The 20,278-nt window shown below is 68.4% G+C and carries 30 protein-coding genes; all 30 read left to right on the top strand.

Annotated elements, in window-relative coordinates; translation table 11 throughout:
• Nucleotides 1-108 precede the first annotated feature (108 nt).
• The 30 genes from C1N74_RS14140 (at nucleotide 109) to rplO (ending at nucleotide 20,230) form a co-directional block, all read left to right on the top strand.
• Entirely contained in the window at nucleotides 109-1,200 is a 1,092-nt protein-coding gene (locus C1N74_RS14140; RefSeq protein WP_137750768.1) for an ABC transporter, read from the top strand.
• On the top strand, nucleotides 1,200-1,673 hold the full coding sequence (locus C1N74_RS14135) for a hypothetical protein (protein WP_023954021.1): 474 nt from the start codon (nucleotides 1,200-1,202) through the stop codon (nucleotides 1,671-1,673). The genes C1N74_RS14140 and C1N74_RS14135 overlap by 1 nt, the downstream gene beginning before the upstream one ends.
• Nucleotides 1,674-1,718: 45 nt before the next feature.
• Nucleotides 1,719-2,381, top strand: a complete 663-nt coding sequence (locus C1N74_RS14130; RefSeq protein WP_071919051.1) for a spermidine/putrescine ABC transporter substrate-binding protein — start codon at nucleotides 1,719-1,721, stop codon at nucleotides 2,379-2,381.
• A gap of 40 nt (nucleotides 2,382-2,421) precedes the next feature.
• Nucleotides 2,422-4,152 carry a DUF5684 domain-containing protein gene (locus C1N74_RS14125; RefSeq protein ID WP_137750767.1) on the top strand — a complete coding sequence of 577 codons (1,731 nt, stop codon included), beginning with the start codon at nucleotides 2,422-2,424 and terminating at the stop codon, nucleotides 4,150-4,152.
• Between the two features lie 261 nt (nucleotides 4,153-4,413).
• Nucleotides 4,414-4,782 (top strand): 30S ribosomal protein S12, encoded by a 369-nt coding sequence (rpsL, locus tag C1N74_RS14120; RefSeq protein ID WP_018187369.1) that lies wholly within the window; start codon nucleotides 4,414-4,416, stop codon nucleotides 4,780-4,782.
• A gap of 5 nt (nucleotides 4,783-4,787) precedes the next feature.
• The gene (gene rpsG / locus C1N74_RS14115; protein WP_023954027.1) at nucleotides 4,788-5,258 is read left to right on the top strand and encodes a 30S ribosomal protein S7; all 471 of its coding nucleotides are present in this window, start codon (nucleotides 4,788-4,790) and stop codon (nucleotides 5,256-5,258) included.
• 69 nt (nucleotides 5,259-5,327) lie between these two features.
• On the top strand, nucleotides 5,328-7,442 hold the full coding sequence (fusA, locus tag C1N74_RS14110; RefSeq protein ID WP_064955471.1) for an elongation factor G: 2,115 nt from the start codon (nucleotides 5,328-5,330) through the stop codon (nucleotides 7,440-7,442).
• Between the two features lie 144 nt (nucleotides 7,443-7,586).
• Nucleotides 7,587-8,780 (top strand): elongation factor Tu, encoded by a 1,194-nt coding sequence (gene tuf / locus C1N74_RS14105; RefSeq protein ID WP_023954029.1) that lies wholly within the window; start codon nucleotides 7,587-7,589, stop codon nucleotides 8,778-8,780.
• Between the two features lie 139 nt (nucleotides 8,781-8,919).
• Nucleotides 8,920-9,135, top strand: coding sequence for an Rv0909 family putative TA system antitoxin (locus C1N74_RS14100; RefSeq protein ID WP_023954031.1), 216 nt, complete (start codon nucleotides 8,920-8,922; stop codon nucleotides 9,133-9,135).
• 179 nt (nucleotides 9,136-9,314) lie between these two features.
• Complete coding sequence (locus C1N74_RS14095) at nucleotides 9,315-10,271, top strand: hypothetical protein (protein WP_137750766.1); 957 nt, start codon at nucleotides 9,315-9,317, stop codon at nucleotides 10,269-10,271.
• A gap of 478 nt (nucleotides 10,272-10,749) precedes the next feature.
• Complete coding sequence (rpsJ, locus tag C1N74_RS14090) at nucleotides 10,750-11,058, top strand: 30S ribosomal protein S10 (RefSeq protein ID WP_017201594.1); 309 nt, start codon at nucleotides 10,750-10,752, stop codon at nucleotides 11,056-11,058.
• An 8-nt stretch (nucleotides 11,059-11,066) separates the two neighbouring features.
• Nucleotides 11,067-11,726: a 50S ribosomal protein L3 gene (gene rplC / locus C1N74_RS14085; protein WP_023954036.1), complete on the top strand. Its 660-nt coding sequence runs from the start codon at nucleotides 11,067-11,069 to the stop codon at nucleotides 11,724-11,726.
• A gap of 2 nt (nucleotides 11,727-11,728) precedes the next feature.
• On the top strand, nucleotides 11,729-12,391 hold the full coding sequence (rplD, locus tag C1N74_RS14080) for a 50S ribosomal protein L4 (protein WP_023954038.1): 663 nt from the start codon (nucleotides 11,729-11,731) through the stop codon (nucleotides 12,389-12,391).
• Nucleotides 12,388-12,687 (top strand): 50S ribosomal protein L23, encoded by a 300-nt coding sequence (gene rplW / locus C1N74_RS14075; protein WP_023954040.1) that lies wholly within the window; start codon nucleotides 12,388-12,390, stop codon nucleotides 12,685-12,687. Before rplD ends, rplW begins: the two co-directional genes overlap by 4 nt.
• A 24-nt stretch (nucleotides 12,688-12,711) precedes the next feature.
• Complete coding sequence (rplB, locus tag C1N74_RS14070; RefSeq protein ID WP_023954042.1) at nucleotides 12,712-13,551, top strand: 50S ribosomal protein L2; 840 nt, start codon at nucleotides 12,712-12,714, stop codon at nucleotides 13,549-13,551.
• 12 nt (nucleotides 13,552-13,563) lie between these two features.
• Complete coding sequence (gene rpsS, locus C1N74_RS14065) at nucleotides 13,564-13,845, top strand: 30S ribosomal protein S19 (RefSeq protein ID WP_023954043.1); 282 nt, start codon at nucleotides 13,564-13,566, stop codon at nucleotides 13,843-13,845.
• A 38-nt stretch (nucleotides 13,846-13,883) separates the two neighbouring features.
• Entirely contained in the window at nucleotides 13,884-14,282 is a 399-nt protein-coding gene (gene rplV, locus C1N74_RS14060) for a 50S ribosomal protein L22 (RefSeq protein WP_036304774.1), read from the top strand.
• Nucleotides 14,282-15,040: a 30S ribosomal protein S3 gene (gene rpsC, locus C1N74_RS14055; protein WP_023954045.1), complete on the top strand. Its 759-nt coding sequence runs from the start codon at nucleotides 14,282-14,284 to the stop codon at nucleotides 15,038-15,040. The genes rplV and rpsC overlap by 1 nt, the downstream gene beginning before the upstream one ends.
• A complete protein-coding gene (rplP, locus tag C1N74_RS14050) occupies nucleotides 15,040-15,459 on the top strand; it encodes a 50S ribosomal protein L16 (RefSeq protein ID WP_023954047.1) in 420 nt (139 codons plus the stop codon). Before rpsC ends, rplP begins: the two co-directional genes overlap by 1 nt.
• Nucleotides 15,459-15,767, top strand: a complete 309-nt coding sequence (gene rpmC / locus C1N74_RS14045; RefSeq protein WP_023954048.1) for a 50S ribosomal protein L29 — start codon at nucleotides 15,459-15,461, stop codon at nucleotides 15,765-15,767. Before rplP ends, rpmC begins: the two co-directional genes overlap by 1 nt.
• Nucleotides 15,767-16,096 (top strand): 30S ribosomal protein S17, encoded by a 330-nt coding sequence (rpsQ, locus tag C1N74_RS14040; protein ID WP_023954049.1) that lies wholly within the window; start codon nucleotides 15,767-15,769, stop codon nucleotides 16,094-16,096. Before rpmC ends, rpsQ begins: the two co-directional genes overlap by 1 nt.
• Nucleotides 16,097-16,100: 4 nt before the next feature.
• A complete protein-coding gene (rplN, locus tag C1N74_RS14035; RefSeq protein ID WP_023954050.1) occupies nucleotides 16,101-16,469 on the top strand; it encodes a 50S ribosomal protein L14 in 369 nt (122 codons plus the stop codon).
• 2 nt (nucleotides 16,470-16,471) lie between these two features.
• Nucleotides 16,472-16,831 (top strand): 50S ribosomal protein L24, encoded by a 360-nt coding sequence (rplX, locus tag C1N74_RS14030; protein WP_023954051.1) that lies wholly within the window; start codon nucleotides 16,472-16,474, stop codon nucleotides 16,829-16,831.
• Between the two features lie 2 nt (nucleotides 16,832-16,833).
• Complete coding sequence (gene rplE / locus C1N74_RS14025) at nucleotides 16,834-17,424, top strand: 50S ribosomal protein L5 (protein ID WP_023954052.1); 591 nt, start codon at nucleotides 16,834-16,836, stop codon at nucleotides 17,422-17,424.
• Between the two features lie 133 nt (nucleotides 17,425-17,557).
• Complete coding sequence (gene rpsH, locus C1N74_RS14020; protein ID WP_023954054.1) at nucleotides 17,558-17,956, top strand: 30S ribosomal protein S8; 399 nt, start codon at nucleotides 17,558-17,560, stop codon at nucleotides 17,954-17,956.
• Between the two features lie 4 nt (nucleotides 17,957-17,960).
• Complete coding sequence (gene rplF, locus C1N74_RS14015) at nucleotides 17,961-18,497, top strand: 50S ribosomal protein L6 (protein ID WP_023954056.1); 537 nt, start codon at nucleotides 17,961-17,963, stop codon at nucleotides 18,495-18,497.
• A gap of 2 nt (nucleotides 18,498-18,499) precedes the next feature.
• Nucleotides 18,500-18,859, top strand: coding sequence for a 50S ribosomal protein L18 (gene rplR, locus C1N74_RS14010; protein WP_023954058.1), 360 nt, complete (start codon nucleotides 18,500-18,502; stop codon nucleotides 18,857-18,859).
• Nucleotides 18,856-19,554 carry a 30S ribosomal protein S5 gene (gene rpsE / locus C1N74_RS14005; protein WP_023954060.1) on the top strand — a complete coding sequence of 233 codons (699 nt, stop codon included), beginning with the start codon at nucleotides 18,856-18,858 and terminating at the stop codon, nucleotides 19,552-19,554. Before rplR ends, rpsE begins: the two co-directional genes overlap by 4 nt.
• On the top strand, nucleotides 19,554-19,739 hold the full coding sequence (rpmD, locus tag C1N74_RS16465) for a 50S ribosomal protein L30 (protein WP_023954062.1): 186 nt from the start codon (nucleotides 19,554-19,556) through the stop codon (nucleotides 19,737-19,739). Before rpsE ends, rpmD begins: the two co-directional genes overlap by 1 nt.
• The gene (rplO, locus tag C1N74_RS14000; RefSeq protein WP_023954063.1) at nucleotides 19,739-20,230 is read left to right on the top strand and encodes a 50S ribosomal protein L15; all 492 of its coding nucleotides are present in this window, start codon (nucleotides 19,739-19,741) and stop codon (nucleotides 20,228-20,230) included. The genes rpmD and rplO overlap by 1 nt, the downstream gene beginning before the upstream one ends.
• The last annotated feature ends 48 nt before the right edge of the window (nucleotides 20,231-20,278 follow it).

The following is a 20,278-nucleotide window of genomic DNA, read 5'->3' as shown; positions in this document are numbered from 1 at the left end:
GCCCGGACGGGTGCGCAGACACGTCGGCACGCCTGCGCGGTGCGCCCGCGTCGCCGGGATATCCTCGCCTCTGCGGCGGCACCGGCCACCGCGTGAGGAGCACATCGCATGAGCGACCCCAAGTACGGCGAGCCGGTCGACGAGCCGAAGCCGGTGGACGACGTCGTGGGCAGCGCCCGGGCAGGGCTCGCCGACGCCGAGGCGTCGCGCGATGCGGTCTCGGCCGATGACTGGGATGCCGCTTACGCCGGCTCCGGGACTCTGCCCGAGCGATCCGCCGACGCCGCCGACGCAGAACACCCCGCAGTCGACCGCACGACCTCCGACGCCGACGCCGCCCGGCTCGACGCCGCCGCACGCGACGAGCGCACCGACACCGTCGGCTCGTCCGCGACCGCCGACAGCTGGAACTCCCCGAGCGAGTGGGACACCCCGCGCGATGCCGGCGACACGTCCACCGCGGACCGGGATGCGGATGCCGCCGCAGCCGGCACCACTGCAGCCGGTGGCGCCGCGGGCGCAGCCGCCAGCGACACCGCGACGCGCGCCTACCGCGCCGACGACGCCGACCGCACGAGCAGCGTGAGCGCGAGCGAGCCCGTGGCCGAGACGCCGGCTGCTGCTCCGAGCCCGCAGCCGATCTTCGTGCAGGCCCCCGAGGCGCCGACGCCGCGCGGCAACCGCGGAGCGGCCGGGGCCATCGGCCTCCTCGCCGCCATCGCCTTCGCCCTGATCTACCTCGGTGCCGCTCTGGGCATCGACGCCGTCCGCGGTGAGGTCACGACCGCGAACATCGGCGAGCAGGCTCTCGCCGCCGCCACCTCCTGGTGGCTCTGGGTTCCCGTCGTCGTGTTCTTCCTGGCGTTCTGGATCCTGGGCGCCTTCATCAACCGCGGCCGCTGGGGCCTTTGGGTCCTGCTCGGCCTCTTGGTGGGTCTGGCGTCCTACGCGGGGCACATCGCGGGACAGCTCTTCCAGGCGCCGTTCTGGACGATCGCGCCGAGCCAGGCGCTCACGATCGTCGGTGAGCAGGCCTTCGCCCCGCTCGCGCTCGTCGCACTGGTCGCGGGCCGCGAGCTGACGATCTGGTTCGGTGCGTGGGTCGCCGCCCGCGGCCGTCGGGTCACCGAGCTCAACGCCGAGGCGCAGCGCGAGTACGAGCGCACGCTCGAGGCGGGACCGCAGCTGCACCGCTACTGATGACCACTGCCTCCGGCGGAATGCGCCCCGGGCTCGCCACCGCTTTCGCGGTCGTGGGCTTCGGGGCGCTCGCCATCTGCGGCCTGGGCATCCTGAGTCTGGTGACCGGTCAGGACGTCCTCGCGGTCCGCGGGCTCGGGCCGATCCCCGGCGCCGTCGGCTTCGCCGCCGCGGTCGTCGGGATCGCGCTCACGCTGATGGTCGCGCTGCGGGCACCGCATCCGTCGTATGCGATCTCGGTCCTCACGGGGGTTGTCGCGCTGCTGTCGTACCTCGCGGGCCTGGTCGCGTCCGCGCTGATCGTGGGGGTCGACGCGGCTCGTGCCTTCGCCGCTGCCGGCGGGTTCGCGGTGTCGTGGTTCGGTGTCCTGCTCGTCGCCGCAGCGGTCATATCGGGATGGTCGGCCGTCGCGCTGGTGCGGACGCGGGCGACGCCGCCGCGGTGGGCCTGGGAACGCGACGAGGACGAATGACGCGAAATCCCCGCGTCACCGGCCCGGATCGGCGACAATAGCCCCGTGGAGCGGTCGCTCGAGACCCAGGTCAGCCAGGCGGTGGATGCCTGGCTGCGCTGGCTGCCGCGCTGGCAGCCGGCGACCCACCGAGGCCGGATCGCTCCCTGTCGTCGATGCATCGGCTCGCCCGTGCTGTCTGCGGTGGGACTGGGGGCGGACGTGCCGCACGGGGTGCAGCACGGCCTGTCGACGAGGATGAAGGCGATCGTGGATGCCGCCGTCGCCGAGTACACCTCGCGGAACCTGCCGATGCTGCAGGCCGAGCTCGACCAGCAGGCCGCACGCAACCGGGCTCGGAGCTACCGCCCTGCCGAGGGGCTCGCGCCCGAGTTCGAGGGGTTGCCGCTCGACCCCGAGCCGGTGGCCGGGGCGCCCTTCCTGTTCACGATCTCGGGGCTCGCGCAGGAGTCCGACGACGCCGTGCCCGAGCTTCCCCCGCTCAGCAGCGAGGCGAAGGCGGCCCTCCGCCAGGAGGTCGGCCTCGCCGACGACTACGCCAACATGATCGGTCGGGAGGTCTGCGCCGTGCTCCTGCATCACCGGCTGCGCGTGCAGGCGGCCGTCGCGCAGCACGTCGAACCTCAGATCGAGGCCATGCTCGCCGAGCTCACCCGATCGCTCGACGCGCCCTTCGAACCCGGCGCCGAACGCGGGGGCGACACGTGACGACGGTGCGCGACGCCCGCGGGCTCTATCGTGGGATGCGATGACCACCTCCGGCAACGAATCGCTCCTCATCCTCCTCGTCGTGCTCTCGACGGTTCTGGGTGCGGTCCTCTACGTCTGGACGGCGCTCGCGCTGGCCGGCCTGTTCCGCAAGACGGACGAGGAGCCCTGGCAGGGGTGGGTGCCGGTGCTGAACATCGCGGTCGTGCTGCGCATCGGCGGTTTCAGCCCGTGGCTCGTCCTCATCGGTCTCGTCCCCGTGGCCGGCCCGATCGTGGTCTACGTGCTGCTGGTGATGGCCGCGCACCGCATCGGTCGCGGCTTCGGCGTCGGCCCCGGGATGACGGTGCTGGCCGCCCTGCTGTTCGTCGTGTGGGCGAGCATTCTGGGGCTCGGGCCCGCCCGCTGGCGGGAGGAGCGCGCCGCCGAGGTGGCACCGCCGCCGTGGGTCTTCACACCGCCGCTGTCGGACGCGGAGCAACAGGACGCCCCCGGTCTCGGCGTGCGGCGCACTCCCGAGCCCGCGGCGCCCCCGACGCTGGCCACCCCGACGCTGTCGGCGCGCCACTTCAGCCCCGAACCGCTCGCCGCCAGCGGTGAAGCCGCTCCCGAACGCGAACCCGAGCCGACCGACCTGCAGCCCTCGCCGTGGGCACCGCCGTCGCCGTTCGCCCCTGCCGAGGTGCCCGCCGCCGGCGCGGCGGTCGCTGCCCCGCCTGCCGTGGACGAGCCCGCTGCCGTGACCCCCGGTGCTCCGGCTCCGGCATCCGTCCCGGCTGATCCGGGAGCCGACCCCGTTGCCGTGCTCTTCGCCCCGGCCGCCGAGCAAGCGGCGCGACCCGCTGCCCCTGCCGAGCCCGCGCCGCCTGCGGCGGCCGCCGAGTCGGCCATGGCGGCCGCGCCCCCGGCGCAGCCCCCGGCCCCGGCAGAGCCCGAGGCTCGGCCGGCGTTCTCCGAGCCCGCGCCGCGCGAAGCGCGCGAGCCGATCCTCCGCGACCCCGCTCCGGCGGCCGAGACCCGCACGGAGGCCGCCAGTGCCGGAGCGGCCAGGGACGCCGACGACGACGGCTCGGACGACGCCCGCTGGCCGTCCGAGATCGACGACGTCTCGGCGATCTCGCCGTCGCCGTTCCCCTCGCGCGCCGCATCCGACCGCCCCGGGGTCATCCCCTCGTTCGCCGACCCGGATTCCGCCGCCGGGATGGGGTCGGGACGCCGGACGTGGGATGCCGTGCCCGCGACCCCGATCGCCCGTCGGGCCTTCGCGCGGACTCCCGACGAGTTCCCTGAGCTCTCCGACGAGGTCTCGGCCGTCGCGAGCGCGCCGGCGGCCGGCGAGCCGCGCACGGCTGAGGCGGCGGTGCCCGCGCAGCTGCGCCGCGCCGAGGTTCCCGACGACGGCGAGATCGACCACACCGTCGTCGTCGCGCGGCGCCGGGTCTACTGGCAGCTCGTCCTGCCCGACGGCGAGGTCGCGCCGCTCACCGGCGACGTCGCGATCGTGGGCCGTCAGCCCGCGCCCGACCCCGCCTACCCGCGGGCCCAGCTCGTGGCCATCGAGGACCGTACGCGCACCGTGTCGAAGACGCATGCACGCCTGGAACTGCGCTCGGGCCTGTGGCACATCACCGATCTCCACTCGACCAACGGCGTCGTGCTGACCAACTTCCTCGGCACCGAGATCGAGCTCGAGCCCGGATCGGATGCTCCGGCAGGCGAGCGCTTCCTCCTCGGCGACGCGGAACTGCGCATCGAGCGCCCCGGAACCTGACCCCGATACCACCGGCATCCACCGGCGTTTGCCCGCCTCGCCGGAGAGGCGTATCATTGATCGGGTGTGCGCTCGTGCGCGCCCTGCGTCGTGCCTCGGTCCGATGGTCAGGTCGAAGCGGAGCACGCGAATCGGGATCGTTCTGCGAACAGGACGCCCCCACGGCATATCCACCCTTCGAAAACGCAGCATTCGTGACGCGCCGGTGGATCTGTGGTGAAACCACGACGCTGTCACCGTGCAGCACTACAAGGAGAGAACGTGCCAACCATTCAGCAGTTGGTTCGCAAGGGGCGCTCGCCGAAGGTCACCAAGACCAAGGCGCCCGCACTGAAGGCGAACCCCCAGCAGGCGGGTGTCTGCACCCGCGTGTACACGACCACGCCCAAGAAGCCGAACTCGGCCATGCGCAAGGTCGCTCGTGTCAAGCTCCGCAACGGCACCGAGGTCACCGCGTACATCCCCGGCGAGGGCCACAACCTGCAGGAGCACTCGCTCGTGCTCGTCCGCGGCGGTCGTGTGAAGGACCTCCCCGGTGTCCGCTACAAGATCGTCCGCGGTGCGCTCGACACCCAGGCCGTCAAGAACCGTAAGCAGGCTCGCAGCCGCTACGGCGCGAAGAAGGGTTGAGTTAGATGCCTCGTAAGGGACCCGCACCCCGCCGCGTCGTCGTCAACGACCCGGTCTACGGTGCTCCGATCGTCACGCAGCTCGTGAACAAGATCCTCGTCGACGGCAAGAAGTCGATCGCCGAGTCGATCGTCTACACCGCCCTCAAGGGTGTCGAGGCCAAGAACGGCCAGGACGCCGTCGCGACGCTGAAGAAGGCGCTCGACAACGTCCGCCCGACCCTCGAGGTCAAGAGCCGCCGCGTCGGTGGCTCGACCTACCAGGTGCCCGTCGAGGTCAAGCCGCACCGCGCGAACACGCTCGCGCTGCGCTGGCTCGTCTCGTACGCCAAGGGCCGTCGTGAGAAGACGATGACCGAGCGCCTGCAGAACGAGATCCTCGACGCCTCGAACGGCCTCGGTGCCGCGGTCAAGCGCCGCGAAGACACCCACAAGATGGCCGAGTCGAACCGCGCCTTCGCGCACTACCGCTGGTAAACAGCTTCTCGGCGCCGGCCGGGGGACCCTCCCCGGCCGGCGCTCCCGACCAAACGTAAGGAACAGCCCGTGGCACAAGAAGTGCTCACCGACCTCAACAAGGTCCGCAATATCGGCATCATGGCGCACATCGATGCCGGCAAGACGACGACGACCGAGCGCATCCTGTTCTACACGGGCGTCAACCACAAGCTCGGCGAGACGCACGACGGCGCCTCGACCACCGACTGGATGGAGCAGGAGAAAGAGCGCGGCATCACGATCACGTCTGCCGCCGTGACCTGCTTCTGGAACAAGAACCAGATCAACATCATCGACACCCCCGGCCACGTCGACTTCACGGTCGAGGTCGAGCGTTCGCTGCGCGTCCTCGACGGCGCCGTGGCGGTCTTCGACGGCAAGGAGGGCGTCGAGCCCCAGTCCGAGACCGTCTGGCGTCAGGCCGACAAGTACGACGTGCCCCGCATCTGCTTCGTCAACAAGATGGACAAGCTGGGCGCCGACTTCTACTTCACCGTCGACACGATCGTCAGCCGCCTGGGCGCCAAGCCGCTCGTGCTGCAGCTGCCGATCGGCGCCGAGAACGACTTCGTGGGCGTCATCGACCTCGTCGAGATGCGCGCGCTGGTCTGGCCCGGCGACGCCAAGGGTGACGTGACCATGGGCGCGAAGTACGAGATCCAGGAGATCCCGGCCGACCTCGCCGACAAGGCCGCCGAGTACCGCCAGCGTCTCCTCGAGACCGTCGCCGAGTCCGACGACGCGCTGCTCGAGAAGTTCTTCGGCGGCGAAGAGCTGACCGTGGCCGAGATCAAGGGCGCCATCCGCAAGCTCACCGTCGCCGGCGAGCTGTACCCGGTGCTCTGCGGCTCGGCGTTCAAGAACCGCGGCGTGCAGCCCATGCTCGACGCGGTCGTCGACTTCCTCCCCTCGCCCCTCGACGTGCCCGCCATCGAGGCGCACGACCCGAAGGACGAAGAGAAGATCATCGAGCGTCACCCCGACGCCAACGACCCGTTCGCGGCGCTGGCGTTCAAGGTCGCCGTGCACCCGTTCTTCGGTCGCCTCACCTACGTCCGCGTGTACTCGGGTCACCTCGACTCGGGCGCGCAGGTCATCAACTCGACCAAGGGCAAGAAGGAGCGCATCGGGAAGATCTTCCAGATGCACGCCAACAAGGAGAACCCGGTCGACTCGCTCACCGCGGGCAACATCTACGCCGTCATCGGCCTGAAGGACACCACCACCGGTGACACCCTCGCCGACCCGGCCGAGCCCGTCGTCCTCGAGTCGATGACGTTCCCCGAGCCCGTCATCGAGGTCGCGATCGAGCCGAAGACCAAGGCCGACCAGGAGAAGCTGGGTGTCGCCATCCAGAAGCTCGCCGAAGAGGACCCGACGTTCCGCACCGAGCTCAACCCCGAGACGGGTCAGACCGTCATCAAGGGCATGGGCGAGCTGCACCTCGACATCCTCGTCGACCGCATGAAGCGCGAGTTCCGCGTCGAGGCGAACGTCGGCAAGCCGCAGGTCGCGTACCGCGAGACGATCCGCAAGGCCGTCGAGCGTCACGACTACACCCACAAGAAGCAGACCGGTGGTTCGGGTCAGTTCGCGAAGATCCAGTTCGCGATCGAGCCGCTCGAGGTCACGGCCGACAAGACGTACGAGTTCGAGAACAAGGTCACCGGTGGCCGCATCCCGCGCGAGTACATCGAGCCGACCAACCAGGGCTTCCAGGACGCGATGAACGTCGGCGTGCTCGCCGGCTACCCCATCGTGGGTGTCAAGGCGATCCTCATCGACGGCGCGTCGCACGACGTCGACTCGTCCGAGATGGCGTTCAAGATCGCCGGCTCGATGGGCTTCAAGGAGGCGCTGCGCAAGGCCAACCCGGTCATCCTCGAGCCCCTGATGGCTGTCGAGGTGCGTACGCCCGAGGAGTACATGGGCGACGTCATCGGCGACCTGAACTCGCGTCGTGGCCAGATCCAGTCGATGGAGGACGGCTCGGGCATCAAGATCGTCCGCGCGCTCGTCCCGCTGTCGGAGATGTTCGGCTACATCGGCGACCTGCGTTCGAAGACCTCGGGCCGCGCGGTCTACTCGATGGAGTTCGACAGCTACTCCGAGGTCCCGCGCGCGGTGGCCGACGAGATCGTCCAGAAGAACAAGGGCGAGTAAGCCCTCGGGATGCCGGGGGCCCATGCTCCCGGCATCCACTCAAACTGAATATCGACCTCTCTACTAGAGTGAAAACATCCCCGTAGAGAACCGGTCGCAATCCAGCGCCCGGAGATCTACAACGACAGTCCTGAGGAGGACCCAGTGGCTAAGGCCAAGTTCGAGCGGACCAAGCCGCACGTCAACATCGGAACCATCGGTCACGTCGACCACGGCAAGACGACGCTCACCGCGGCGATCTCGAAGGTGCTCGCCGACAAGTACCCGTCGGCCACCAACGTGCAGCGTGACTTCGCGTCCATCGACTCGGCGCCCGAAGAGCGTCAGCGTGGTATCACGATCAACATCTCGCACGTCGAGTACGAGACCCCCAAGCGTCACTACGCTCACGTCGACGCCCCGGGTCACGCTGACTACATCAAGAACATGATCACCGGTGCCGCTCAGATGGACGGCGCGATCCTCGTGGTCGCCGCCACCGACGGCCCGATGGCTCAGACCCGCGAGCACGTGCTGCTCGCCAAGCAGGTCGGCGTTCCCTACCTGCTGGTCGCGCTCAACAAGTCGGACATGGTCGACGACGAGGAGATCCTGGAGCTCGTCGAGCTCGAGGTCCGCGAGCTCCTCTCGTCGCAGGACTTCGACGGCGACAACGCTCCCGTCGTCCGCGTCTCGGGCCTGAAGGCTCTCGAGGGCGACGAGAAGTGGGTCAACGCGATCGTCGAGCTCATGGACGCCGTCGACGAGTCGATCCCCGACCCCGTGCGTGACAAGGACAAGCCGTTCCTCATGCCCGTCGAGGACGTCTTCACGATCACCGGTCGTGGAACCGTCGTCACGGGCCGCGCCGAGCGCGGCACCCTCGCCATCAACTCCGAGGTCGAGATCGTCGGCATCCGCCCGACGCAGAAGACCACGGTCACGGGTATCGAGATGTTCCACAAGCAGCTCGACGAGGCCTGGGCCGGCGAGAACTGTGGTCTGCTCCTCCGCGGCACCAAGCGTGACGACGTCGAGCGTGGCCAGGTCGTCGTGAAGCCGGGTTCGGTTACCCCGCACACCAACTTCGAGGGCACTGCCTACATCCTCTCGAAGGAGGAGGGTGGCCGTCACAACCCCTTCTACACGAACTACCGCCCGCAGTTCTACTTCCGCACCACGGACGTCACCGGCGTCATCTCGCTGCCCGAGGGCACCGAGATGGTCATGCCCGGTGACACCACCGACATGTCGGTCGAGCTCATCCAGCCGATCGCCATGGAAGAGGGCCTCGGCTTCGCGATCCGTGAGGGTGGCCGCACCGTCGGCGCCGGCACGGTGACCAAGATCATCAAGTAAGTCTTTCGACTTCCTTCGCGAAACCCCTCGGACCTTCGGGTCCGGGGGGTTTCGTCGTTCCGGCGTCTGCGCAACCTGTTGACGTCGCGGCGGCGCGCGCGCTGTCATAGCGGTACATCGACCCGACGAAAGGACGATCATGGGCGTCGACGACATCATCAACAAGGGCAAGCAGATGTTCGAGCAGAACCGAGACAAGATCGAGGAGGCGCTCAAGAGCGAGAAGGCCGAAGAGGTCAGCGACAAATTCCTTCAGGGTGCGGCGGACGCCGTGAAGAAGGTCGTTCCCGAGCAGCATCACGGCAAGGTCGACGAGGTCCGCGAGAACGTCGACAAGAACATCGGCAACCAGTAGCCCGCGCCGAGAACGCACCCTCTCCGCGAGAGCGCACCGTGAATGGTGCGTCGTCGCGGAGAGGGTGCGTTCTCGCGTTGACGGTGGGGATTCCTCCCCCGGGAAGCGGGGCGCCGGCGAGTCCACGGGGAGTCGGGTGCGGGGGGATGCGGGGCGGCGCCGGGGGGCACGGTGGGGGAGTGACCGAGCGCGACGAACTGATCCTGCGGGGCGATGCGCATGTGCGCGGCGAGACCGCGGCCCTCGACCGTGCCGTCCGGGCGGGAGAGCTCGTGCGCGTGCGGCGGGGCGTCTACATTGCGGCGACGCGCTGGGCCGCCGCGCGGCCGGAGGAGCGGATGCGGCTGCGCGCACACGCCCTCGCCGCGGTGGCGATTCGTGAACCGGTGTTCTCGCATGCGACCGCGGCCGCTCTCCACGGGCTACCCGTCCATCGTGGTGATGACGGCCGGGTCCACACCCTCGAGCTCGGGACCGCGCCCGCGCCGAGCCGCAGCGACGTCGTGCGCCACCGGCACGAGGTCGCGGGTGCCGATGTCTCGCGCATCGGGGGGCTTCAGGCGACGAACATCGCACGCACGCTGTTCGATGTGCTCTGCGCCGAGAACGCCGAGACCGCGACGGCGGCGATGGACGCGGCCCTGCGCGCGGCGGCGTGGCGCGGGCAGGGCGCATACGACCGTGCCGCCGCCGCGGCGCTCGCCACTGACGTGACCGCCCGCATGGAGCAGTCGCCCGGGGCCCGCGGCATCCGTCGTGCGCGCTTGGTCGCCTCGATCGCCGACGGCCGGGCGCAGCTGCCCGGTGAGAGCATCAGCCGCCTGTGGATGCGGCAGCTCGGCGCCGCGGAACCGGTGTTGCAGCATCCTGTCGCGCTCGGTGGCGGGCGGTGGGCGTTCCTCGACTTCGCGTGGCCGCGGTTGCGGCGCTTCGGCGAGTTCGACGGCGACGGCAAGTACCTCGATCCCGCTCTCGTCGCGGGCCGTTCGCCGCGCGACGTGCTGCGCGCCCAGCGCGAGCGCGAGAGCCGCATCGTGGCGGCGACCGGCTGGACCCCGGTGCGCTGGGGCTGGGAGCGCCTCGCGTCGCGCCCGTCATTCGCCGCGTTCCTCCGCTCGCACGGCCTGCTGCGCTGAGTCGCAATCGTCCCGCGAGAGCGCACCATCGACGCGAGGGTGCACCATAGAAGGTGCGTGGTCGCGGGGAGGGTACGCGTTCGGCGGGCCCGCCCTCACGGCACGCGGCGCGACGCGGATATCGCGACACGCCCGGGTTTGCGACACGCCCGGGCGGCACGTAGACTATTCAGGTTCCACATTCCGATGGGTGCCCAGCATCCCGGATCACTGTCACGAGAGTGCATAGGCGGCGCGCAGCGCAGAGTCCTAGGCCGCGGGCAGATGAACATCGAACCCCACACCGACCTGGAGACAGGATGCGCGCGTGCGCGCACGGTGCGGAACCGCGGGGAGACCCGCGGGTTTGACATCAGAACAGTGGTGCAGCATCACCGCCCCGGCGGTGAGAAGTGCCCGGCGCAGACCGCGCCACCGGGCGTCCAATGCGCTCGCGACCAGCGAGACGTAAGACGCGATAAAGAGAGTGAGCAGACAAATGGCGGGACAGAAGATCCGCATTCGCCTGAAGTCGTACGACCACGAGGTCATCGACACCTCGGCACGCAAGATCGTCGACACCGTGACCCGTGCGGGCGCGACTGTCGTCGGACCCGTGCCGCTGCCGACCGAGAAGAACGTCGTGTGCGTCATCCGGTCGCCCCACAAGTACAAGGACAGCCGCGAGCACTTCGAGATGCGCACCCACAAGCGTCTGATCGACATCGTCGACCCGACGCCCAAGGCTGTCGACTCGCTCATGCGACTCGACCTCCCGGCCGACGTCAACATCGAGATCAAGCTCTGAGGTTCGACATGGCTGACATCAACTCCAAGGTTTCCAAGGGCCTCCTCGGCACCAAGCTCGGCATGACCCAGGTCTGGAACGAGCAGGGCAAGCTCGTCCCCGTCACGGTCATCGAGATCGCGCCGAACGTGGTCACCCAGGTCCGTACGCCCGAGAAGGACGGCTACTCGGCCGTTCAGATCGCTGCCGGCCAGATCGACCCCCGCAAGGTCAACAAGCCCCTCACGGCCCACTTCGAGGCCGCCGGCGTGACCCCGCGTCGCCACCTCACCGAGGTGCGCACGGCGGATGCCGCTGACTACTCACTCGGTCAGGAGCTCACCGCCGGTGACACCTTCGAGGCCGGCCAGCTGGTCGACGTCGTCGGCACCAGCAAGGGCAAGGGCACCGCGGGTGTCATGAAGCGCCACAACTTCAAGGGCGTCTCGGCCTCGCACGGTGCGCACCGCAACCACCGCAAGCCCGGTTCCATCGGTGCCTCGTCGACGCCCAGCCGCGTCTTCAAGGGCATGCGCATGGCCGGCCGCATGGGTGGCGAGCGCGTGACCGTCCTCAACCTCACGGTGCACGCCGTCGACGCCGAGAAGGGTCTGCTGCTCGTCAAGGGCGCCGTCCCCGGTGCACGCGGCCGCATCGTCTACGTCCGCAACGCTGTGAAGGGTGCCTGATCATGGCTGACTCGACTCTCGCGCTCGACGTCCGGAGCGCTTCCGGCAAGAAGGCCGGCTCCGTGGAGCTGCCCGCCGCGCTCTTCGACGTCAAGACCAACGTTCCCCTCATCCACCAGGTCGTCGTCGCGCAGCTCGCGGCGGCTCGCCAGGGCACCCACTCGACCAAGCGTCGCGGTGAGGTCTCGGGCGCCGGCCGCAAGCCCTTCAAGCAGAAGGGCACGGGTAACGCCCGTCAGGGCTCGATCCGCGCGCCGCACATGACCGGTGGTGGCATCGTGCACGGCCCCAAGCCGCGCAACTACTCGCAGCGCACCCCCAAGAAGATGGTCGCCGCCGCACTCCTCGGAGCGCTCAGCGACCGTGCTCGCGGCCAGCGTCTGCACATCGTCGACTCGTTCGGTGTCGAGGGCACGCCCTCGACCAAGGCTGCTGCGGCGGTTCTGACCGGCCTCGGCGCCACGAAGAACGTCCTCGTGGTCATCGAGCGCGGTGACGAGATCACCGTCAAGAGCGTGCGCAACCTCGCGTACGTCCACGTGCTGACGTTCGACCAGCTCAACGCCTACGACGTGCTCGTCTCGGACGACCTCGTCTTCACCAAGGCCGCCTACGACGCGTTCGTCGCGTCCAAGGCCGGCGCCACCGAGGAGGTCTCGGCATGACCGCCGTCAACAAGGACCCGCGCGACATCATCCTGAAGCCGGTCGTCTCCGAGAAGAGCTACGGGCTCATCGACGAGGGCAAGTACACGTTCCTCGTGGACCCCCGTGCGTCGAAGACCGAGATCAAGCTCGCGATCGAGAAGATCTTCGGCGTCAAGGTCGCAGCGGTCAACACGCTCAACCGCGCGGGCAAGTCCCGTCGCACCCGCTTCGGCACCGGCAAGCGCAAGGACACCAAGCGCGCCATCGTCACCCTGAAGTCGGGCACCATCGACATCTTCACGGCAGTCGGCTGACGGTCGGGATAGAGGACAACGAACATGGCTATTCGCAAGTACAAGCCCACGACCCCGGGTCGCCGCGGTTCGTCGGTGGCCGACTTCGCCGAGATCACCCGATCGACGCCCGAGAAGTCGCTCCTCCGCCCGATCGCCAAGACCGGTGGCCGTAACAACCAGGGCCGCATCACGACGCGTCACATCGGTGGTGGCCACAAGCGCCAGTACCGCGTGATCGACTTCCGTCGCAACGACAAGGACGGCGTCAACGCCAAGGTCGCTCACATCGAGTACGACCCCAACCGCACCGCGCGCATCGCGCTGCTGCACTACTTCGACGGCGAGAAGCGCTACATCATCGCCCCGAACAAGCTCCAGCAGGGCGACATCGTCGAGTCGGGTGCCGGCGCCGACATCAAGCCCGGCAACAACCTGCCGCTGCGCAACATCCCGACCGGTACGGTCATCCACGCCATCGAGCTCCGCCCCGGCGGCGGCGCGAAGATGGCCCGCTCGGCCGGCGCCAGCGTGCGTCTGGTCGCGAAGGACGGCCCCTACGCCCAGCTGCGTCTGCCCTCGGGCGAGATCCGCAACGTCGATGCGCGCTGCCGCGCGACCATCGGCGAGGTCGGCAACGCCGAGCAGTCGAACATCAACTGGGGCAAGGCCGGCCGCAAGCGCTGGAAGGGCGTTCGCCCGACGGTTCGTGGTGTCGCCATGAACCCGGTCGACCACCCGCACGGTGGTGGTGAGGGCAAGACGTCCGGTGGACGTCACCCCGTCACTCCCTGGGGCCAGGCTGAGGGTCGCACCCGCCACCCCAACAAGGAGAGCGACAAGTACATCGTCCGCCGTCGCAACGCCGGCAAGAAGCGCAAGTAGGAGTAGAGGAAGATGCCTCGCAGCCTGAAGAAGGGCCCCTTCGTCGACGAGCACCTGCTTCGCAAGGTGGTCGCGCAGAACGAAGCCGGCTCCAAGAACGTCATCAAGACCTGGTCGCGCCGTTCGATGATCATCCCGGCCATGCTCGGCCACACGATCGCCGTGCACGACGGACGCAAGCACATCCCCGTGTTCGTGTCCGAGACCATGGTCGGCCACAAGCTGGGCGAATTCGCGCCCACCCGCACCTTCCGCGGCCACGTGAAGGACGACAAGAAGGGCCGCCGCCGCTGACGCGGGGGCAGTTCCAGAGAGGACAGAGGAGGAGAGACATGGTGGAATCCACCGCGCGCGTGAAGCACATCCGCGTGACCCCTCAGAAGGCTCGTCGTGTCGTCGCGCTCATCAAGGGCAAGCAGGCTCAGGAGGCACTCGCCATCCTGAAGTTCGCACCCCAGAGCGCCAGCGAGCCGATCTACAAGCTCGTCGCCTCGGCCGTCGCGAACGCTCGCGTCAAGGCCGACAAGGACAACGAGTTCCTGGACGATGCAGACCTGTACGTGAAGAACGCGTACGTCGACGAGGGCACGACGCTCAAGCGTTTCCAGCCCCGCGCCCAGGGTCGTGCCTTCCAGATCAAGAAGCGCACGAGCCACATCACGGTCGTGCTGTCGACGCCGGAGAACGCGGATGCCGCGGCCGCCGGTACGAGCAAGAAGGCGAGCAAGTAATGGGACAGAAAGTCAACCCGTACGGCTTCCGCCTCGGCATCACCACGGACCACGTGTCGCGTTGGTTCTCGGACTCGACCAAGCCGGGCCAGCGTTACGCCGACTACGTCGCCGAGGACATCAAGATCCGCCGTCTGCTGACCACGTCGCTCGACCGCGCCGGTGTCAGCAACATCGAGATCGAGCGCACCCGTGACCGCGTCCGCGTCGACATCCACACCGCCCGCCCGGGCATCGTGATCGGTCGCCGCGGCGCCGAGGCCGAGCGCATCCGCGCCGACCTCGAGAAGCTCACCGGCAAGCAGATCCAGCTCAACATCCTCGAGGTCAAGAACCCCGAGGCCGACGCCCAGCTCGTCGCGCAGGGCATCGCCGAGCAGCTCTCGGCTCGTGTGGCGTTCCGCCGCGCGATGCGCAAGGGTCTGCAGGGCGCTCAGCGCGCCGGCGCCAAGGGCATCCGGATCCAGGTCTCGGGCCGCCTCGGCGGCGCGGAGATGAGCCGCTCGGAGTTCTACCGCGAGGGCCGCGTGCCCCTGCACACGCTCCGCGCGAACATCGACTACGGCTTCTACGAGGCCAAGACCACCTTCGGCCGCATCGGTGTGAAGGTCTGGATCTACAAGGGCGACCTGACGGCCAAGGAGCTCGCTCGCGAGCAGGCCAACGCGCCGAAGACCTCGCGCGGTCGCGACGACCGCGGTGACCGCCGTCGCGGTCCCCGCAACGAGGCCCCCGTGGCAGAAGGAGCGTCGGCCTGATGCTTATCCCCCGTAAGGTCAAGTACCGCAAGCAGCACCACCCCAAGCGCGATGGCCAGGCCACCGGCGGCACGAAGGTCTCCTTCGGCGAGTTCGGCATCCAGGCACTCACGCCCGCTTACGTGACCAACCGTCAGATCGAGTCCGCTCGTATCGCCATGACGCGTCACATCAAGCGTGGCGGCAAGGTGTGGATCAACGTCTACCCCGACCGTCCGCTCACCAAGAAGCCCGCCGAAACCCGCATGGGTTCGGGTAAGGGCTCGCCGGAGTGGTGGGTCGCCAACGTCAAGCCGGGTCGCGTCCTCTTCGAGGTCGCCGGAGTCAACGAGGAGCTCGCTCGCGAGGCCCTGACCCGTGCCATTCACAAGCTGCCGCTGAAGGCACGCATCATCAAGCGCGAGGAGGGCGACGCGTAATGGCTGTCGGCACCAAGACGCTCGCCCCGAGCGAGCTCGACACGTTCGAAGACCAGCGCCTCGTCGAGGAGCTGCGCAAGGCCAAGGAAGAGCTGTTCAACCTGCGCTTCCAGTCGGCCACCGGCCAGCTCGAGAGCCACGGCCGCATCCGTGCGGTCAAGCGCGACATCGCGCGGCTCTACACGGTGATCCGCGAGCGCGAGCTCGGCATCCGTGCCACGCCCGTCGCGGAGGCGCCGAAGGCGAAGAAGACCAAGGCCAAGAAGGCGGATGACGCCACCGAGGCCGCGAAGGAAGAGACCGAGTAATGGCTACCGACAAGAACGCCGCTGAGGCTGTCGCCGAGGGCCACGAGCACGGCGAGCACGACGTCCGCGACCCGCAGGCCCGCGGTTACCGCAAGGCTCGTCGCGGCTACGTCGTGAGCGACAAGATGGACAAGACGATCGTCGTCGAGGTCGAGGACCGCGTGAAGCACCCGCTCTACGGCAAGGTCATCCGCCGCACGTCGAAGGTCAAGGCCCACGACGAGGCCAACACCGCCGGCATCGGCGACCTCGTCCTCATCAACGAGACTCGCCCGCTGAGCGCCACCAAGCGCTGGCGTCTGGTCGAGGTCCTCGAGAAGGCGAAGTGATCTCATGATTCAGACCGAATCCCGCCTCAAGGTCGCCGACAACACCGGCGCCAAGGAGCTGCTCACCATCCGCGTGCTCGGCGGCTCCGCCCGCCGGTACGCCGGACTGGGCGACATCATCGTCGCCACCGTCAAGGACGCGATCCCCGGTGGCAACGTCAAGAAGGGTGATGTCGTCAAGGCCGTCATCGTCCGCACCGTCAAGCAGACGCGCCGTCCCGACGGCTCGTACATCAAGTTCGACGAGAACGCCGCCGTCATCCTGAAGAACGACGGGGAGCCCCGCGGCACCCGCATCTTCGGACCGGTCGGTCGTGAGCTTCGCGACAAGAAGTTCATGAAGATCGTCTCGCTCGCCCCGGAGGTCATCTGATCATGGCGAACATCAAGAAGGGTGACCTGGTTCAGGTCATCACGGGCGCCAAGCCCGAGCGCGGCGGCGACCGTGGCAAGCAGGGCAAGGTCCTCGAGGTCCTCGTCGAGCAGAACCGCGTCATCGTCGAGGGCGTCAACTACGCCACCAAGCACACCCGCGTCGGCCAGACGCAGCGTGGCACCAAGACGGGTGGCATCGAGACCATCGAGGCCCCCATCCACATCTCGAACGTCCAGCTCGTGGACCCCGAGACGAAGAAGCCGACCCGCGTCGGTCACCGCGTCGAGGAGAAGACGAAGGACGGCGTGAAGCGCACCGTCCGCGTGCGTTACGCGAAGAAGAGCGGCAAGGACCTCTGAATATGAGCAGCACCACTGCCGCGGCGGCTGGCAAGATCCAGCCCCGCCTGAAGCAGAAGTACCAGAGCGAGATCAAGAAGGCTCTGCAGGACGAGTTCGGCTACGCCAACGTCATGCAGATCCCCGGTCTCGTGAAGGTCGTCGTGAACACCGGTGTCGGCGAGGCAGCTCGCGACAGCAAGGTGATCGACGGCGCCGTGGACGACCTGACGAAGATCACGGGTCAGAAGCCGATCGTCACGAAGGCCCGCAAGTCCATCGCGCAGTTCAAGCTGCGCGAGGGCCAGGCCATCGGCGCGCACGTCACCCTCCGCGGTGACCGTGCGTGGGAGTTCATCGACCGTCTCGTGAACCTCGCGCTGCCCCGCATCCGCGACTTCCGCGGTCTGTCGCCCAAGCAGTTCGACGGTCACGGCAACTACACCTTCGGTCTGCAGGAGCAGGCGGTCTTCCACGAGATCAACCAGGACCGGATCGACCGCGTCCGCGGTTTCGACATCACGATCGTCACCACGGCGAAGACGGATGACGAGGGACGCTCGCTGCTCCGCCAGCTGGGCTTCCCGTTCAAGTCGGACGACGCTCAGGCGTAATCCGGTACAATCGATCGTTCGGCCTCGGGGCATGCTCCGGGGCCGAACGACTGCACAACTGAATATGGACATTCATCGAAGGTCGCCTGTCGTGTAACGGCAGTCGAAACCTCATGATCGAAGGAACAAACCTATGACGATGACAGACCCGGTCGCAGATATGCTGACCCGTCTGCGCAACGCGAACTCGGCGCACCACGACTCCGTGTCGCTCCCGAGCTCGAAGCTCAAGACCAACATCGCCGAGATCCTCAAGCAGGAGGGCTACATCTCCAGCTGGGAGGTCACCGATGCCCGCGTCGGCCAGACCCTCACCATGACGCTGAAGTACGGCCCCAACCGCGAGCGGTCGATCGCCGGCATCAAGCGCGTCTCCAAGCCCGGTCTCCGCGTGTACGCGAAGTCGACCGAGCTGCCCACGGTCCTCGGTGGCCTGGGCGTCGCGATCCTGTCCACCTCCTCTGGCCTCCTCACGGACCGCCAGGCCGAGTCGAAGGGCGTCGGCGGGGAAGTCCTCGCCTACGTGTGGTGATCTGATGTCGCGTATTGGACGTCTTCCCATTGACATCCCTGCCGGTGTGACCGTCGAGGTCACCGGACAGGACGTCCTCGTCAAGGGCCCCAAGGGCGAGCTGCGACTGACGGTCGCCAAGCCCATCGAGGCCAAGGTCGAGGAGAACCAGGTTCTCGTCACCCGTCCGGACGACGAGCGCGAGTCGCGTGCCCTGCACGGCCTGACCCGCACCCTGATCAACAACAACATCATCGGCGTGACCCAGGGCTACACCAAGGGTCTCGAGGTCGTCGGAACCGGTTACCGCGTCGCTCAGAAGGGCTCGTCCGTCGAGTTCGCTCTCGGCTTCTCGCACCCCGTCACCGTCGAGGCGCCCGCCGGCATCACCCTGACCGTCGAAGGCAACAACAAGCTCACGGTCAGCGGCATCGACAAGCAGGCGGTCGGCGAGACCGCGGCCAACATCCGCAAGATCCGCAAGCCCGAGCCCTACAAGGGCAAGGGTGTGCGGTACGCGGGCGAGGTCGTCCGCCGCAAGGCCGGAAAGGCTGGTAAGTAAGCATGGCTGTGAAGAGCAAGTCCGACGCGCGTGCGCGTCGTCACGCCCGCCTTCGCAAGAAGATCGTGGGCACCGAGGCCCGGCCGCGCCTGGTCGTGACCCGCTCGGCCCGCCACGTCTTCGTGCAGCTCGTCGACGACGCCAAGGGCCACACCGTGGCTTCGGCGTCGACCCTCGAGGCCGACCTGCGCACGTTCGACGGTGACAAGACCGCCAAGGCCCGCAAGGTCGGCGAGCTCGTCGCCGAGCGCGCCAAGGCCGCCGGCGTCGCAGACGTCGTGTTCGACCGCGGTGGCAACCGCTACGCGGGCCGTGTCGCAGCGATCGCCGAAGGCGCTCGCGAGGGAGGTCTGAACCTGTGAGCGATGCAGTGACCAACAACAACGGAGAGAACCCTGTGACCGAACAGGCTACGACCGAGCAGGCCGCCGGCACCGCTCCCGTCGAGCGCGAGGCCCGCGAGCCCCGCCGCGGCAGCCGCGAGCGCAGCAACAACCGCGACCGCGGTTCGCGCGACGCCGACAAGAGCCAGTTCCTGGAGCGCGTCGTCACCATCAACCGCGTCTCGAAGGTCGTCAAGGGTGGTCGTCGCTTCAGCTTCACCGCTCTCGTCGTCGTCGGCGACGGCAACGGTCTGGTGGGCGTCGGCTACGGCAAGGCGCGTGAGGTCCCCCTCGCCATCTCGAAGGGTGTCGAAGAGGCCAAGCGCAACTTCTTCCGCGTTCCCCGCACCGGCTCGACCATCCCGCACCCCGTGCAGGGTGAGGCAGCCGCCGGCGTGGTGCTCCTGCGCCCCGCCGCCGCCGGTACCGGTGTTATCGCCGGTGGTCCCGTCCGCGCCGTGCTCGAGTGCGCCGGTATCCACGACGTCCTGTCGAAGTCGCTCGGCTCGTCGAACACGATCAACATTGTGCACGCGACCGTCGAGGCACTGAAGCAGCTCGAGGAGCCCCGTGCGGTCGCCGCACGCCGTGGCCTGGACTTCGACCAGGTCGCACCGGCTCGTCTCGTGCGCGCTGAGGCCGAGGCGAACGCCGCACAGAAGGTAGGTGCCTGATGGCCGCTCGACTGAAGGTCACCCAGGTCAAGTCCAAGGTGAGCGAGAAGCAGAACCAGCGCGACACGCTGCGTTCGCTGGGTCTCAAGCGGATCGGCGACTCGGTCGTCCGTCCCGACGACGCGCAGACGCGCGGATACGTCAAGACCGTCGCGCACCTCGTGAAGGTTGAGGAGATCGACTGATGGCTGAGAAGAAGGACGACAAGAAGGCGAAGGCCGAGACCACGGCCGCTCGCCCCGGTGTGCTGAAGGTGCACCACCTGCGTCCGGTCCCCGGGTCCAACACCGCGAAGACCCGTGTCGGTCGCGGTGAGGGCTCCAAGGGCAAGACGGCGGGCCGCGGTACCAAGGGTACGAAGGCTCGCTACCAGGTCAAGGTGGGCTTCGAGGGTGGCCAGATGCCGCTCCACATGCGCACCCCCAAGCTGCGCGGGTTCAAGAACCCGTTCCGCGTCGAGTACCAGGTCGTGAACCTGGACAAGCTCGCGGAGCTGTACCCGCAGGGCGGCGACGTCACCATCAGCGACCTCGTCGCCAAGGGTGCCGTCCGCAAGAACGAGAAGGTCAAGGTGCTCGGCACCGGCGACATCTCGGTGGCGCTGAACGTGTCGGTCGACAAGGTCTCGGGCTCTGCCGAGCAGAAGATCGTCGCAGCCGGCGGTTCCATCAAGTAATTCGCCAGCGAGGGCCGGAGTTCGCTCCGGCCCTCGCTTCGTCGTATC

The organism is Microbacterium sp. SGAir0570, from assembly GCF_005491085.2.
Lineage (GTDB): Bacteria > Actinomycetota > Actinomycetes > Actinomycetales > Microbacteriaceae > Microbacterium > Microbacterium arborescens.
Note: the sequence above shows the minus strand (reverse complement) of the source record. Positions and strands in the feature narration are given on the sequence as shown.